This window comes from Flavobacterium sp. ARAG 55.4, assembly GCF_051846875.1.
Classification (GTDB): Bacteria; Bacteroidota; Bacteroidia; order Flavobacteriales; family Flavobacteriaceae; genus Flavobacterium; species Flavobacterium plantiphilum.
Window position 1 is genome coordinate 19,745 of the sequence record NZ_JBPYCT010000008.1, and the last position, 13,452, is coordinate 33,196.

Genomic DNA, 13,452 nt, shown 5'->3' on the forward strand with positions numbered 1-13,452 from the left:
CAAATGTATCAAATATTTTACAGGCAATTGATTTCATTTTGACAAATTGAGTATAAATTTGTAACATGTCTGAGATGAGTGCAAATAGAAAAATAATACACATCGATATGGATGCTTTTTATGCTTCTGTTGAGCAAATGGATAACCCTGAGCTTCGGGGAAAACCTATTGCGGTAGGGGGTGCTGAAAATAGAGGTGTGGTTGCGGCAGCCAGCTATGAGGCTAGAAAATTTGGAGTTCGTTCAGCTATAAGCGGGGCCTTGGCTAAGAAAAATTGTCCCGACCTTATTTTTGTTCGCCCCCGTTTTGAAAGGTATAAGGAGATTTCGACTCAGATTCATAAAATTTTTCGGGATTATACAGATTTGATAGAACCGCTTTCACTGGACGAGGCTTATCTTGATGTAACTCAGAATAAAAAAGGAAATCCAAGTGCCAGCTTATTAGCGCAGGAAATTAGAGACAGGATTTTTCATGAAGTAGGATTAACAGCTTCAGCCGGGATTTCAATTAATAAATTTGTCGCTAAAATTGCTAGTGATTATAACAAACCAAATGGACAAAAAACGGTTACACCTGATGAAGTGATTCCTTTTTTAGAAGTTTTACCTATCAGAAAATTTTATGGAGTGGGTAAAGTAACAACAGAAAAAATGTATCAGTTAGGAATTTTTACAGGATTAGAATTAAAAAGTAAATCTCTGGAATTTTTACAAAAACATTTTGGTAAAGCAGGGAATTATTATTATCATGTGGTTCGCGGAATTCATAATAGTGAAGTAAAATCAAGCCGGATTGCAAAATCAGTGGCTGCTGAACATACTTTTGAAGTGAATCTTTCTTCTGAGATTTTTATGTTGGAACAATTGGATAAAATTGCCAGTAGTTTAGAACGCCGACTCAGGAAACATACTGTTTCAGGCAAAACAGTAACATTAAAAATAAAGTACAGTGATTTTACTCAACAAACACGAAGCAAGACACTGCCTTATTTTATTGCTGATAAAGTACTGATTTTAGAAACTGTAAAAGAGTTATTATATCAGGAACGAATGAAAGATTCTGTGCGATTGCTGGGTATTTCAATGAGTAATTTAAATACCGAAGAGAAGAAATCAGTGGTTGCGGTTCAGTTAAAATTTGATTTTTAAAAAAACCGCACATTTGCAAATGAGTTACAATTTGCAAATGTGCGATTAATATATTCGTTTAAACAAATTAATTTTTACTTGAAAGCTTCGATAATAATCTTAAGAATTCAACGTATAACCACACTAAAGTTATCATTAATCCCATTGCGCCAAACCATTCCATATATTTTGGCATTCTTTGTTGAACGCCTTGTTCAATGCGGTCAAAATCCAGAAACAAGTTTAAGGCTGCAATTACAATTACAAAAACACTAATACCAATACTCCATGTAGAATTTCCATAATGAACCGGTTGATATCCTGTGAAAATGGAAAATAACCACGAAATTAAATAATAAGTAGCAATTGCTAGTGTTGCTGCGATCACAACTGATTTGAACTGTTCTGTTACTTTTACAATTTTAAATTTATAAAGTCCTAAACATACTCCAAAAGTTACAAAAGTCGCTCCTACTGCCTGAATAACAATTCCGGGATAAAGAGCTTCAAAAATTGCGGAAATTCCTCCTATAAATAAACCTTCAAATAAAGCATATCCTGGAGCAAGGTAGCCAGAGTATTGTGGTTTGAATGCCGATATTATCACTAAAACCAATCCTACAATTGCACCGCCAACAGCCGGAAGAATTGGATTCATGCCGTTAAAAGCCATCCACCAGATAACTATAGCCGATGCTGTAAGCAATAAGAATAACAATATCGTTTTATTAATTGTTCCTGAAAGTGTCATTTGCTGGTCATAACCAATCACAGTGGCTTCATGTACCTGCTCTGCTCTTGAAGTTGCCGAGAAGCTCTTATTGTTTAAAAACGGGTTTTTAGATTTAAAGTTCATTGTAATTTTATTTTTTGTTAGCCAAATATAAATGATATTTATTAAGATTGTTGTTTATTTTTTCTTAATTTTTTATTCTGTGACAGAAGTATTTAGCATACTAAATTTTAATAATTTTGTGATCCTCTAGTAGCAATTACTGTAATTTAACCTCGGCAATCTGTTTTTTTTAAATTAAGTACCATAATATAATGTTCAAACTCTTACCATTAGATCTCAAAACTGTTTTCGAACTTTATTTTTTGGGTAATTTATTTGTCAGTATTCTTATTTTCAGTTATTCTTTTTCTTATGCTACTGCCGAAAACAGGAAGATTGTAAACTGGTATGGTTATGGGAAATTATTATTGACTATAGGCTGGATATTTCTTTTTTTGAGAAATACTATTCCTGATTTCATCTCTATTAATATAGCCAATACGATTGTTTTTTCGGGATGTTGTTATGAAACAATAGCCATATTGTCATTGGTTAAAGCACGCTCAAAGCAAAAATATGGCTTACAAATAATTGTAACCATTATTGCAGCAGTGATTTTTAATATAGGGACATTCTTAGAATGTACAATTAATACGCGCATTCTTATTGCTTCTGCGGGATTATTTGCTATTTATCTACAGCCTACAATTAGTTATTTTATTGAAAAAAGACATAATTTTTTTAGGATTTTTTATGGATTTTGCTTTGTAGGATTTGAACTTTTAGTTCTCGTTCGTATTGTCTTTAATTATATCAATCCACAACAGGAATTTTTTTCCTACACCCTTTTTGACAGTGTGTATAACATTGCTTTGTTTTTAGTTTCATTAATTAGTACAGTGGGATTCTTATTGTTGGTAAAAGAAAAACAAGACATTAAAATTCAAAAGCTATTAAAGGACAAGAATCAGTTCTTTTCTATCATTGCACATGATCTGAGAGGACCATTGGGAGGATCCGTTGGGCTTTCAGAGATTTTAGCAGAAAATATTGAAGACTACAGCCGTGAAGAAATTAAAGAAATTATTCAAATGCTTCATCAGTCTAATAGAAATAGCTATAAATTATTAGAAAATCTTCTGGATTGGTCTCAGTTACAAACCGGAATGATGGAATATAGCCCAAGAAAACTAATTTTAAACACTTTGATTGAAGAAAATATTGAACTGAATAGGAATGCAGCATTAAATAAAAACATTACACTTTTATATGATTCAGCTGCTTTTATTGAAGTTGAAGCAGATAAAAATATGATTGCTACTATTATACGAAATTTATTGACTAATGCTATTAAGTTTACCAATAAAGATGGTAAAATCGTAGTTAAAATGGAAAAGAAATCAAAAAAAGCTGTTGTTTCTGTTACCGATACCGGAATTGGGATTCCTGGTCATATAAAACAAAAACTATTTAAAAGCAATGCCAAAGTATCACAAAAAGGAACTGATGATGAATTAGGGACAGGACTTGGATTACTCCTTTGCAGTGAATTTATAAAAAAACATGACGGTGAAATTTGGGTTGAAAGTGAACCGGGCAAAGGCAGCACTTTCACATTTGCTTTACCTTTAGAACCATTAAAAAAAAACCAAATCACAAAAAATATTATAGGTTTATTCTTTTACTAGTTAGAATATTATAATAGTACTCCAAAATTGTATAAAACTTCTTGCGGTGTTTGAAGGTATCTTTGTAAAGAACAATTAAAAGAACCCAAAAAGAGTAAAAATATGGAACCTAAAATTGGAATTACTAAAAAAGATTTAAATACAAGTGTTGATTTTTTAACTGTTGTTTTAGCTAATGAAATGCTGCTCTATGTAAAAACAAGAAAATTTCATTGGAATGTTTCCGGAAATAGTTTCATGGAGTTACATAAGTTATTTGAAGAACACTATACTCAATTAGAACATACTATTGATGAAATAGCTGAAAGAATCAGTAAATTAGGTGCAAAAGCTATCGGAACAATGCAGGAATTTATTGATCATGCTACCCTAAAAGAAAACTCAAAAGTTGTTGAACAAAAAGATATGATAAATGAACTTTTATCGGATCATGAGACAACTCTAAAACAATTGAGGGATTATATCAAAGAAATAGAAGAAACAAATGATTACGGGACTGCTGATTTCTTAACGGCTTTATTGCAAAGTCACGAAACACAGGCCTGGACAGTTAGAAAATACATGAATAAATAATTTAAAAAATATCATTATGAATACTACAGAAATTAAAGGAAACTGGAATGAATTAAAAGGTAAATTAAAACAAAAATATGCTGATTTAACAGATGATGATTTGTTGTATACCGAAGGTAAAGAAGATGAAATGCTTGGAAAATTACAGCAAAAATTAGGTAAGTCAAAAGATGAGGTCAGAAAAATTATTGCTGAACTATAGTTTCTAAAATACTATAATAAAAAAATCCGTCTTGGTTAAAAACAAGACGGATTTTATATTTGATAATTTAGTACGGTTTAGACAATTTCAGAAACTCTCATGGTGTTTACCATTCCTCTTTCTGTAATTGGCATAGAAGCTAAGTTGATAATATAATCACCTGGTACAACATGCCCTTTTTCTTTAGCAATTCTGTTAATATCAGTAACAGTTGTGTCAGTACTTTCTTCTTTATCATAAAAATAAGAACGAACTCCCCATAATAAGCTTAACTGAGTAAGGATTCTTTTATTTGAAGTAAATACTAAAATTTCAGCTGTATTTGGTCTCCATGCAGATAATTGGAATGCAGTATAACCGCTGTTTGTCATTGTTGAAATAGCTTTTGCTTCAATAGAGTTAGCCATAACAGCTGCATGACGACAAATAGTTTTAGTGATAAAACGGTTTGTTTTAATTTGTGGTGTATTTTGTGGTACCTGAATTAGCGGAGAATTTTCTACTGCTTCCAGAATTTGTGTCATTTTCTGGATTACCTGTACCGGATAATTCCCGGCAGCTGTCTCACCTGAAAGCATTACTGCGTCGGCTCCATCCATTACAGAGTTTGCAACGTCGTTCACTTCTGCACGTGTTGGCGTTAAACTTGTAATCATTGTTTCCATCATTTGTGTGGCTACAATTACCGGAATGCGGGCCATTTTAGCTCTTCGGATTAAGTCTTTTTGTACTAATGGAACTTCGTGAGCAGGAAGTTCAACTCCTAAATCTCCACGAGCCACCATTAATGCATCGCAATAAGCTACAATTTTATCCATGTTTTCTAATGCTTCGGGCATTTCGATTTTAGCAACAATTGGAATTTTGTATTCAGCGTGTTCTGCAATTAAGTCTTGTAAATCTTTTAAATCCTGTGGTGTTTTAACAAAAGAAAGTGCAATCCAGTCTACTTTTTGCCCTATGGCAAAAATAGCATCTGCAATGTCTTTTTCTGTCAAAGCCGGAAGTGAAATTTTAGTATTTGGCAGGTTTACCCCTTTTTTTGATTTCAGTTCACCACCTTGAACAACTTTAGCAACAACTTCGGTTTTTTTATCAGTAGATACAATTTCAAAAATTAATTTTCCATCGTCTAATAAAATTCTCTCCCCCGGATTTACATCATTAGGAAAGTTTTTGTATTTCATGAAAACTCTTTCGGCAGTTCCTAGAATGTCTTCGGCAGTGGTAAATGTGATTAAATCACCATCATTAACAACAACGCCTTCTGTCATCATCCCTACACGAAGCTTAGGACCTTGCAGATCTGCAAGAATAGCTGTAGTGTATCCAAATTCTTCATTAAGTTCTCTGATGATTTTTATTCTGTTTTCTACATCAGTATAGTCAGCATGAGAAAAATTAATTCTAAATACGTTTACACCAGCTTCAACCATGTCCTTTATGATTTCTCTTGTGCTGCAAGCAGGCCCAAGGGTAGCCACAATTTTAGTTTTCTTGTTTGTAGTAATCATTTGCATTAAAAAATTAGATTGTTTTTAGATTTTATTTGTTTTGTTTCAACAGTATATGCTGTTGTTATATTTTCTATAGTATTTAATAGTACTTTTATTTGATTGATATCTATGCTGTTATTACTATTGTCTATTTTTAAAAAGTAATCCGCTTTTTTAAATTCAGGCAATAAATATACTTTTGTCGAAATGCCTTCATTGGTATCTGAAAATAAATTTTGAACTTGTTCAGTTTTGTCTGAAACCACTTCGTTTATATTCTGAATTAAATTCCATGCCACAGTATTTTCTTCGTCATAATAATAGAATCTTGAAAATTTTGTTTCCCCTTCTTTGATGTTTATTTGTACTTCATCAGCGTTTTTTGCTAAATTTACAGGAAGTTTCTGATTGATAAAATATGCCAATCGATAATCTTCTAAAGAAGTGTGAATCGCAATAAGATTGTAATCAATCTCATCAAATTCGTCAAGATTTAATTTATGAACAGCCATCTTCATTAAAAATAAAGATGTAAATATACTATTTCTGTCGAAGTATAAGTGTTGAAAATATAATGAATTCGTTAAATTTAAAACGAAAACGTTGTAGTGTTGAGTAAATTACTATTATTTTTTGTCCATTTTTTCCTGAAAAGCAAAATAGGCCCGTTGTGAAGCTTTTTCCTCAGCTTTCTTTTTAGATGTTGCTCTTGCCTTAGCAATCACTTTTTCGTCAATACTCAATCTGACACCAAATAAGCGCTGTCCGTCAATAGCATTATCTTCAAAGATGTCATAATGAAAATGTCTTTTTTCTTTTTGACACCATTCAATAATTAAACTTTTATAGCTGATTACTTTTCCTTCCAGTCTGGAAATATCTACATACGGAATGATTACTTTTTGTTGAATAAATTTTTCACAATAAGAATATCCTTTGTCTAAATATATTGCTCCAATGAGAGATTCAAAGATATTTCCGTGAATGTTTTCGCCAAAATGCTGTACAGGAACTTTGCTTTCTACAAACCGAATCAGATCTAGGTCTTTTCCGAGTTCATTTAAATGTTCCCTGCTTACAATTTTGGAACGCATTTTAGTCAAATAACCCTCATCCCCATAGGGTGCTTCATTAAATAAATGTGCAGCAATAACAGAGCTCAGCATGGCATCCCCTAAAAACTCCAGTCGCTCATAACTAACCGGATTTCCCGTAGTGTCGACTTTGCCGGAAGAACGATGGGTAAAAGCTTTTTGATAATGATTCAACTCACCAGGAGGAAAGCCCAGAATTTTTTGGATTGTATCAAAAAAAATCCCGTCTTCTTGAGAACGACGGGATTTTGTAAATATTTTTTTGAATATACTCATAGTATAAAATTAGAATCCTAATTTTTTTACTAATACACATGCATTGTGACCTCCGAAACCAAAAGTATTACTCATAACAACATTCATGTCTCTTTTTTGAGCTACATTGAAAGTGAAATTTAACTTAGGGTCTATTTTTTCATCATCTGTAAAATGATTGATAGTTGGAGGGACGATTCCGTGTTTTATAGAAAGAATAGCAGAGATTGTTTCAATTGCTCCGGCAGCTCCTAATAAATGACCTGTCATAGATTTTGTTGAATTCAGATTCATGGTATATGCATGTTCTCCAAAAACCTGTTCGATAGCTTTACTTTCGGCCATGTCGCCAAGTGGTGTTGAAGTTCCGTGCATATTTACACCGTCAACATCAGTTGGTTTTAAACCGGCATCTCTTAAACAGTTCAGCATTACATTTTTAGCACCTAATCCTTCCGGGTGAGGAGCTGTAATGTGATGTGCATCAGCTGACATACCGCCACCGCCAATTTCGCAATAGATAGTTGCTCCACGCGCTATAGCATGTTCGTATTCTTCAAGAATTAAAGCACCGGCACCTTCTCCTAAAACAAAACCATCACGGTCTTTATCCATTGGTCTTGATGCAGTTTTCGGATCGTCATTTCGTGTAGAAAGGGCATGCATAGCATTAAAACCTCCCATTCCGGCAATGGTTACAGCTGCTTCTGAGCCTCCTGTTACCATCACATCAGCATGTCCTAATCGAATATAATTAAAAGCATCAATAATGGCATTCGTAGATGATGCACAGGCCGAAACAGTGGTGAAATTTGGTCCTCTGAAACCGTATTTTATAGAAATGTGACCCCCGGCTATATCAGCAATCATTTTTGGAATAAAGAAAGGATTGAATTTTGGTGTGCCATCACCAGCTGCATAATTAAGAACTTCTATTTGAAAAGTTTCTAAACCTCCAATTCCTGATCCCCAGATAACACCAGCTCTGTCCTTGTCTAACTTTTCAAGATTAAAACCAGCATCTTGTACGGCTTCCTCAGCTGCAACCAATGCATATTGTGCATAACGGTCCATTTTTCGAGCTTCTTTTCTGTCTATAAAGTCTTCAACATTGAAGTTTTTCACTTCGCAGGCAAAATGGGTTCTAAACTTTGAAGCATCATAATATGTTATCGGAGCAGCACCGCTGACACCGTTAATAAGCCCGTTCCAATACTCCTCAATGTTGTTTCCAATAGGAGTAAGAGCACCCAGACCTGTTACAACAACTCGTTTTAATACCATATATTCTGTATTTTGTTATCTTTAAACAAGCAAAACCCACGCTTTCTTTTGTGTTTTAGTACTTAAGAGCCATGGGTGTCGCATTATGTGTAATTGATTGAATTTCAATCGAACTTTTAATTTGAAAAATAATAACACCCGAGTACTGAAAAAAGTAATCGGGTGCGAGTGTATTATTTTTTAGCTTCTTCGATGTAAGAAATAGCTTGACCAACAGTAGCAATGTTTTCAGCTTGATCGTCCGGAATCTGAATGTCAAATTCTTTTTCGAATTCCATAATAAGCTCAACAGTGTCTAATGAGTCAGCTCCTAAATCATTAGTGAAGCTTGCTTCTGTTACAACTTCGTTTTCGTCAACGCCTAATTTGTCTACGATAATCGCTTTTACTCTTGATGCAATGTCTGACATAATCTTTAATTTTAGAATTTAATTGGTGGCAAAAATAAAAAACTTTATTTTAAAATAACTATTAAGTTGATAAATGTGACATCTAAAATATAAAATAATTTTGAACAAAGACTTCCTAAAGCTATTTAATTTCGTTTTTTATTCTTTTTTTTGCGTCACTTAAATGTTGTGTATTATGAAAAAAATAGTTGTTTTTGCCTCTGGATCTGGTACAAATGCAGAAAATATTATAAAATATTTTAAAAGCGGTACAATTGGAGAAGTTGTTGGGATATTTACCAATAACGCAAATGCTAAGGTGATTGAAAGGGCTAAAAATAATGCTGTTCCTGTTGAAATTTTTACTAAAACGGAGCTTTACGAAAGTGATTTATTACAAAAAATTAATACAATTCAGCCGGACTTAATTGTATTGGCTGGTTTTTTATTGAAATTTCCGGATGCTATTATTGAAGCTTATCCGGATAAAATTATAAACATACACCCGGCATTGCTGCCAAAGTACGGCGGGAAAGGCATGTATGGAATGCATGTACACAAAGCTATTGTTGAAAATAAGGAAAAAGAGACAGGTATTACTATTCATTATGTAAATGAAAATTATGATGAAGGAGCTACTATTTTTCAAAAACAAGTTACGGTTTTGGGTACTGATACGCCAGAGGTTGTAGCTGAAAAAATCCATGAATTAGAACAAAAGTATTTTCCGGCGGTTATTGAGGATTTGTTAAAAGCTAAATCATAAATTTGGAATATCAGGTACATATATATACTGACGGAGCGGCAAAAGGGAATCCCGGACCCGGAGGCTATGGTGTGGTAATGGAACTAGTAGGAACGCCGCATAAAAAAGAATTTTATGAAGGTTTTCGTTATACTACTAATAACAGAATGGAATTGCTGGCGGTAATTGTAGGTTTGGAGAAGCTCAGGAATTCTAATATGAAAGTATTGGTGGTTTCGGATTCTAAATATGTGGTGGATTCGGTGGTTAAGAACTGGGTTTTGGGCTGGGAAAAAAAGAAATTCGCAGGCAGAAAGAATCCTGATTTATGGAAAAGATTTTTGATTGTTTATCGCAGGCATCAGGTTGATTTTAAATGGATAAAAGGACATAATAATCATCCTCAAAATGAACGGTGTGATGAACTGGCGGTGTTTGCTTCGGGTCAGAAAAATTTATCTGTTGATGTTTTTTATGAGAAAGAAGAAGGTAAAATTTTGTGATAATTTTGCTTCTTCTAACTTTTGCAACTCTGAAAGTTATAAACTATCTTTGCGCTTTAATTCCAAATTCATAAAATGAATAAATTACTGATTGTTGGAACAGTTGCTTTCGATGCAATTGAAACCCCATTCGGGAAAACCGATAAAATTTTAGGAGGAGCGGGAACTTATATTGGTCTTTCTGCCGCTTTTTTTAACTTACAATCGGCTATTGTCTCTGTTGTAGGTGATGATTTTCCACAAGAATATTTAGATTTGTTAACGGAAAGAAATATTGATATTTCCGGACTTGAGGTAGTAAAAGGCGGAAAAACCTTTTTCTGGAGCGGACGTTACCATAACGACCTGAATTCAAGAGATACATTAGATACGCAATTAAATGTTTTGGCTGATTTTCAGCCAAAAGTTCCTGAAAATTATAAAAATGCCGATGTAGTGATGTTAGGAAATCTGCATCCATTAGTACAGATTGGTGTTTTAGATCAATTAGAAAGCAAGCCTAAATTAGTAGTTTTAGATACCATGAATTTCTGGATGGATTGTGCTTTGCCTGAATTACTGGATGTAATGAAGCGTGTAGATGTTATAACCATTAATGATGAAGAGGCAAGACAACTATCCGGAGAATACTCGTTAGTAAAAGCTGCAGCTAAAATTCAGGCTATGGGACCGGAATTTGTGGTGATTAAAAAGGGAGAACATGGTGCATTGCTTTTTCATGAAAACAATGTCTTTTTTGCGCCTGCATTACCATTAGAAGAAGTTTTTGACCCAACCGGTGCAGGAGATACTTTTGCAGGAGGTTTTGCAGGATTTATTACTCAGAGCGAGAATATTTCTTTTGAAAATATGAAAAATGCTATTATTTATGGCTCAAATCTGGCTTCATTTTGTGTGGAGAAATTTGGCACAGAGCGAATGGTTAGCTTAGAAAAAGATGAGGTAGTGGCCCGATTAAAGCAATTTAAATCGTTGACACAATTTGATATAGAATTATAATGCTTTGAAACCTCGGAAACGGGGTTTTTTTTGTTTTATAAAAATACACCGGATTTCTTAATCCAGATTAACTGAAATAGAATAAAAAAATTAAAACTTTGTACCAGTTATAAAGGATTTTAAATTATTACAAACATTTAGAATAAAACAAACACAACAACAAATATACTACAATGAGCGACGCTTTAAAACACGAATGTGGAATAGCTTTGGTTAGACTGCTTAAACCGCTTGAATTTTACAAGGAGAAGTATGGTTCTGCTTTTTACGGGATACAAAAAATGTATCTGATGATGGAAAAACAACATAATCGCGGACAGGACGGAGCTGGTTTTGCCAGCATCAAAATGGATGTGGAACCAGGAGAACGATATATTAGCAGAGTTCGTTCTAATCAGTCTCAGCCTATTCAGGATGTTTTTACTCAGATTAACGAAAGAATTAATGAAGAAATGGCAAATCATCCAGAATATGCGGATGATGTAGCGGCTCAAAAAGCCAATATTCCTTATATAGGAGAGTTGTTTTTAGGGCATGTGCGTTACGGTACTTTTGGAAAAAACAGTATTGAGAGTGTGCATCCTTTTTTAAGGCAAAGTAACTGGATGCATCGTAATCTTATTTTGGCAGGAAACTTTAATATGACGAATGTTAAAGAGCTTTTTCAAAATTTGGTGGAGTTAGGTCAGCATCCAAAAGAAATGGCTGATACGGTAACAGTAATGGAAAAAATTGGTCATTTCTTGGATAAAGAAGTGATGCAATTGTATCAGGACTGTAAGGCTGAAGGTTATTCTAAACAAGAGGCTTCGCCTGTAATTGCCGAAAGATTAGATGTTGCTAAAATCTTAGCCCGTTCGGCAAAAAATCTTGACGGAGGATATGCTATGGCAGGACTTTTAGGACATGGAGATGCTTTTGTTTTCAGAGATCCGGCAGGAATTCGTCCGGCATATTATTATCGGGATGACGAAATTGTGGTTGTAGCATCAGAAAGACCGGTTATTCAGACGGTTTTCAATGTGCCTTTTGATAAAGTAAATGAAATAGATCCTGGAAGCGCTTTGATTATCAAAAAGAACGGAGCTGTTTCTATGAAAGAAATTTTGACTCCTACAGTTAAAAAATCATGTTCTTTTGAACGCATTTATTTCTCAAGAGGAAGTGATGCTGAAATTTATCAGGAAAGAAAAAATTTAGGTAAATTGATTTTACCTGCTGTTTTAAATTCTATTGATCAGGATACTGATAATACTGTTTTTTCATATATTCCTAATACAGCAGAAACGTCCTTTTACGGATTAGTAGAAGCGGCTCAGGATTTCTTAAACCAGAGAAAAAATAATTACATTTTAGCTAATAGAAATACGCTTACTGCTGAAACTTTACAGGAATTATTAGCTGTAAAAATCAGAACTGAAAAAGTAGCTATAAAAGATGCTAAACTGAGAACTTTTATTACAGAGGACAGTAGTCGTGATGATTTAGTGGCGCACGTTTATGATGTGACTTACGGGGTTATCAAACCTACAGACAATCTGGTAATTATTGATGATAGTATTGTAAGAGGAACTACGCTTAAAAAGAGTATTATCAAAATGATGGATCGTCTGAATCCAAAACGTATTGTGATTGTTTCTTCAGCGCCTCAGATTCGTTTCCCTGATTGTTACGGAATTGATATGGCTAAGTTAGAAGGTTTGGTAGCATTTAGAGCTGCATTGGAACTTTTAAAAGAAAGAAACTTATACCATATTGTAGATGAAGTGTATGCAAAATGTAAGGCGCAGGAAGACTTTAAAGATGCAGATGTTGTTAATTATGTAACGGCAATTTATGAACCTTTTGAACCTCAGGAAATTTCGGATAAAATTGCTGAAATGTTAAGTTCGCCGGAAATTAAAGCAGAAGTTAAAATAATCTTCCAGACAGTAGAAGATTTGCATATTGCCTGTCCTAAAAATTTGGGAGACTGGTATTTTACGGGAGACTATCCTACTGCTGGAGGAAACAGAGTTGTAAATCGTGCTTTCATGAATTTTTATGAAGGTAAAGACGCTAGAGCTTATTAAATTTACAAATAAGTTATTTATCGGTTTTTTAGGTTGTTTGTCTTGTATTTTTGTACATGACTTATAACTAACATAAATTTGAATCACCATAATATTAGTAGGTTAAGTTTATGGTAGATTTGGGGCAAAAAAGGTGGAAGCAATTCCACCTTTTTTATTGGAATAAACTCAGAAAAGAGAAAAGAGAAAAGAGAAAAGAGAAAAGAGAAAAGAGAAAAGAGAAAAGAGAAAAGAGAAAAGAGAAAAG

At 33.7% G+C, this 13,452-nt stretch carries 14 protein-coding genes; 8 read left to right on the top strand and 6 right to left on the bottom strand.

What is annotated here, in order from left to right; genetic code table 11:
• Positions 1–65: 65 nt before the first annotated feature.
• Positions 66–1,151, top strand: coding sequence for a DNA polymerase IV (gene dinB, locus ACSV4D_RS10220; RefSeq protein ID WP_408080014.1), 1,086 nt, complete (start codon positions 66–68; stop codon positions 1,149–1,151).
• Between the two features lie 67 nt (positions 1,152–1,218).
• Here the strand turns inward: dinB and ACSV4D_RS10225 are convergent, their stop codons facing one another.
• Positions 1,219–1,986, bottom strand: a complete 768-nt coding sequence (locus ACSV4D_RS10225) for a Bax inhibitor-1/YccA family protein (protein WP_439228209.1) — start codon at positions 1,984–1,986, stop codon at positions 1,219–1,221.
• 191 nt (positions 1,987–2,177) lie between these two features.
• On the opposite strand from ACSV4D_RS10225, the gene ACSV4D_RS10230 reads away from it, so the two are divergent.
• From ACSV4D_RS10230 to ACSV4D_RS10240, 3 genes are all read left to right on the top strand, one after another.
• Positions 2,178–3,593, top strand: a complete 1,416-nt coding sequence (locus tag ACSV4D_RS10230) for a sensor histidine kinase (RefSeq protein WP_439228210.1) — start codon at positions 2,178–2,180, stop codon at positions 3,591–3,593.
• Positions 3,594–3,695: 102 nt separating this feature from the next.
• Positions 3,696–4,166 carry a Dps family protein gene (locus ACSV4D_RS10235; RefSeq protein WP_439228211.1) on the top strand — a complete coding sequence of 157 codons (471 nt, stop codon included), beginning with the start codon at positions 3,696–3,698 and terminating at the stop codon, positions 4,164–4,166.
• Between the two features lie 16 nt (positions 4,167–4,182).
• The gene (locus ACSV4D_RS10240; RefSeq protein WP_408080006.1) at positions 4,183–4,368 is read left to right on the top strand and encodes a CsbD family protein; all 186 of its coding nucleotides are present in this window, start codon (positions 4,183–4,185) and stop codon (positions 4,366–4,368) included.
• Positions 4,369–4,445: 77 nt separating this feature from the next.
• Here ACSV4D_RS10240 and pyk read toward each other — a convergent pair whose 3' ends face one another.
• The 5 genes from pyk to ACSV4D_RS10265 form a co-directional block, all read right to left on the bottom strand.
• The gene (gene pyk / locus ACSV4D_RS10245) at positions 4,446–5,879 is read right to left on the bottom strand and encodes a pyruvate kinase (protein ID WP_408080742.1); all 1,434 of its coding nucleotides are present in this window, start codon (positions 5,877–5,879) and stop codon (positions 4,446–4,448) included.
• An 8-nt stretch (positions 5,880–5,887) separates the two neighbouring features.
• The gene (locus ACSV4D_RS10250; RefSeq protein WP_408080004.1) at positions 5,888–6,376 is read right to left on the bottom strand and encodes an IPExxxVDY family protein; all 489 of its coding nucleotides are present in this window, start codon (positions 6,374–6,376) and stop codon (positions 5,888–5,890) included.
• A 114-nt stretch (positions 6,377–6,490) separates the two neighbouring features.
• Entirely contained in the window at positions 6,491–7,234 is a 744-nt protein-coding gene (locus ACSV4D_RS10255; protein ID WP_408080002.1) for a ribonuclease III family protein, read from the bottom strand.
• A 9-nt stretch (positions 7,235–7,243) separates the two neighbouring features.
• On the bottom strand, positions 7,244–8,497 hold the full coding sequence (gene fabF, locus ACSV4D_RS10260; RefSeq protein WP_408080000.1) for a beta-ketoacyl-ACP synthase II: 1,254 nt from the start codon (positions 8,495–8,497) through the stop codon (positions 7,244–7,246).
• Positions 8,498–8,670: 173 nt separating this feature from the next.
• The gene (locus tag ACSV4D_RS10265; protein ID WP_007137004.1) at positions 8,671–8,907 is read right to left on the bottom strand and encodes an acyl carrier protein; all 237 of its coding nucleotides are present in this window, start codon (positions 8,905–8,907) and stop codon (positions 8,671–8,673) included.
• Positions 8,908–9,082: 175 nt separating this feature from the next.
• Between ACSV4D_RS10265 and purN the strand changes: the two genes are divergently transcribed.
• The 4 genes from purN to ACSV4D_RS10285 all read left to right on the top strand — a co-directional run bounded on the left by purN (position 9,083) and on the right by ACSV4D_RS10285 (position 13,205).
• Positions 9,083–9,652 (top strand): phosphoribosylglycinamide formyltransferase, encoded by a 570-nt coding sequence (gene purN, locus ACSV4D_RS10270; protein ID WP_439228212.1) that lies wholly within the window; start codon positions 9,083–9,085, stop codon positions 9,650–9,652.
• Between the two features lie 2 nt (positions 9,653–9,654).
• Positions 9,655–10,134, top strand: coding sequence for a ribonuclease HI (gene rnhA, locus ACSV4D_RS10275; protein ID WP_439228213.1), 480 nt, complete (start codon positions 9,655–9,657; stop codon positions 10,132–10,134).
• Between the two features lie 75 nt (positions 10,135–10,209).
• Positions 10,210–11,133: a PfkB family carbohydrate kinase gene (locus ACSV4D_RS10280; protein ID WP_408079994.1), complete on the top strand. Its 924-nt coding sequence runs from the start codon at positions 10,210–10,212 to the stop codon at positions 11,131–11,133.
• A 173-nt stretch (positions 11,134–11,306) separates the two neighbouring features.
• The gene (locus ACSV4D_RS10285; RefSeq protein WP_439228214.1) at positions 11,307–13,205 is read left to right on the top strand and encodes an amidophosphoribosyltransferase; all 1,899 of its coding nucleotides are present in this window, start codon (positions 11,307–11,309) and stop codon (positions 13,203–13,205) included.
• Positions 13,206–13,452 lie beyond the last annotated feature (247 nt).

Coding starts and splice junctions, on each gene's coding strand:
- dinB (WP_408080014.1), top strand. CDS start 66: ATGTCTGAGATGAGTGCAAATAGAAAAATAATACACATCGATATGGAT.
- fabF (WP_408080000.1), bottom strand. CDS start 8,497: ATGGTATTAAAACGAGTTGTTGTAACAGGTCTGGGTGCTCTTACTCCT.
- ACSV4D_RS10235 (WP_439228211.1), top strand. CDS start 3,696: ATGGAACCTAAAATTGGAATTACTAAAAAAGATTTAAATACAAGTGTT.
- ACSV4D_RS10250 (WP_408080004.1), bottom strand. CDS start 6,376: ATGGCTGTTCATAAATTAAATCTTGACGAATTTGATGAGATTGATTAC.
- ACSV4D_RS10285 (WP_439228214.1), top strand. CDS start 11,307: ATGAGCGACGCTTTAAAACACGAATGTGGAATAGCTTTGGTTAGACTG.
- ACSV4D_RS10230 (WP_439228210.1), top strand. CDS start 2,178: ATGTTCAAACTCTTACCATTAGATCTCAAAACTGTTTTCGAACTTTAT.
- ACSV4D_RS10265 (WP_007137004.1), bottom strand. CDS start 8,907: ATGTCAGACATTGCATCAAGAGTAAAAGCGATTATCGTAGACAAATTA.
- purN (WP_439228212.1), top strand. CDS start 9,083: ATGAAAAAAATAGTTGTTTTTGCCTCTGGATCTGGTACAAATGCAGAA.
- ACSV4D_RS10255 (WP_408080002.1), bottom strand. CDS start 7,234: ATGAGTATATTCAAAAAAATATTTACAAAATCCCGTCGTTCTCAAGAA.
- ACSV4D_RS10280 (WP_408079994.1), top strand. CDS start 10,210: ATGAATAAATTACTGATTGTTGGAACAGTTGCTTTCGATGCAATTGAA.
- ACSV4D_RS10240 (WP_408080006.1), top strand. CDS start 4,183: ATGAATACTACAGAAATTAAAGGAAACTGGAATGAATTAAAAGGTAAA.
- ACSV4D_RS10225 (WP_439228209.1), bottom strand. CDS start 1,986: ATGAACTTTAAATCTAAAAACCCGTTTTTAAACAATAAGAGCTTCTCG.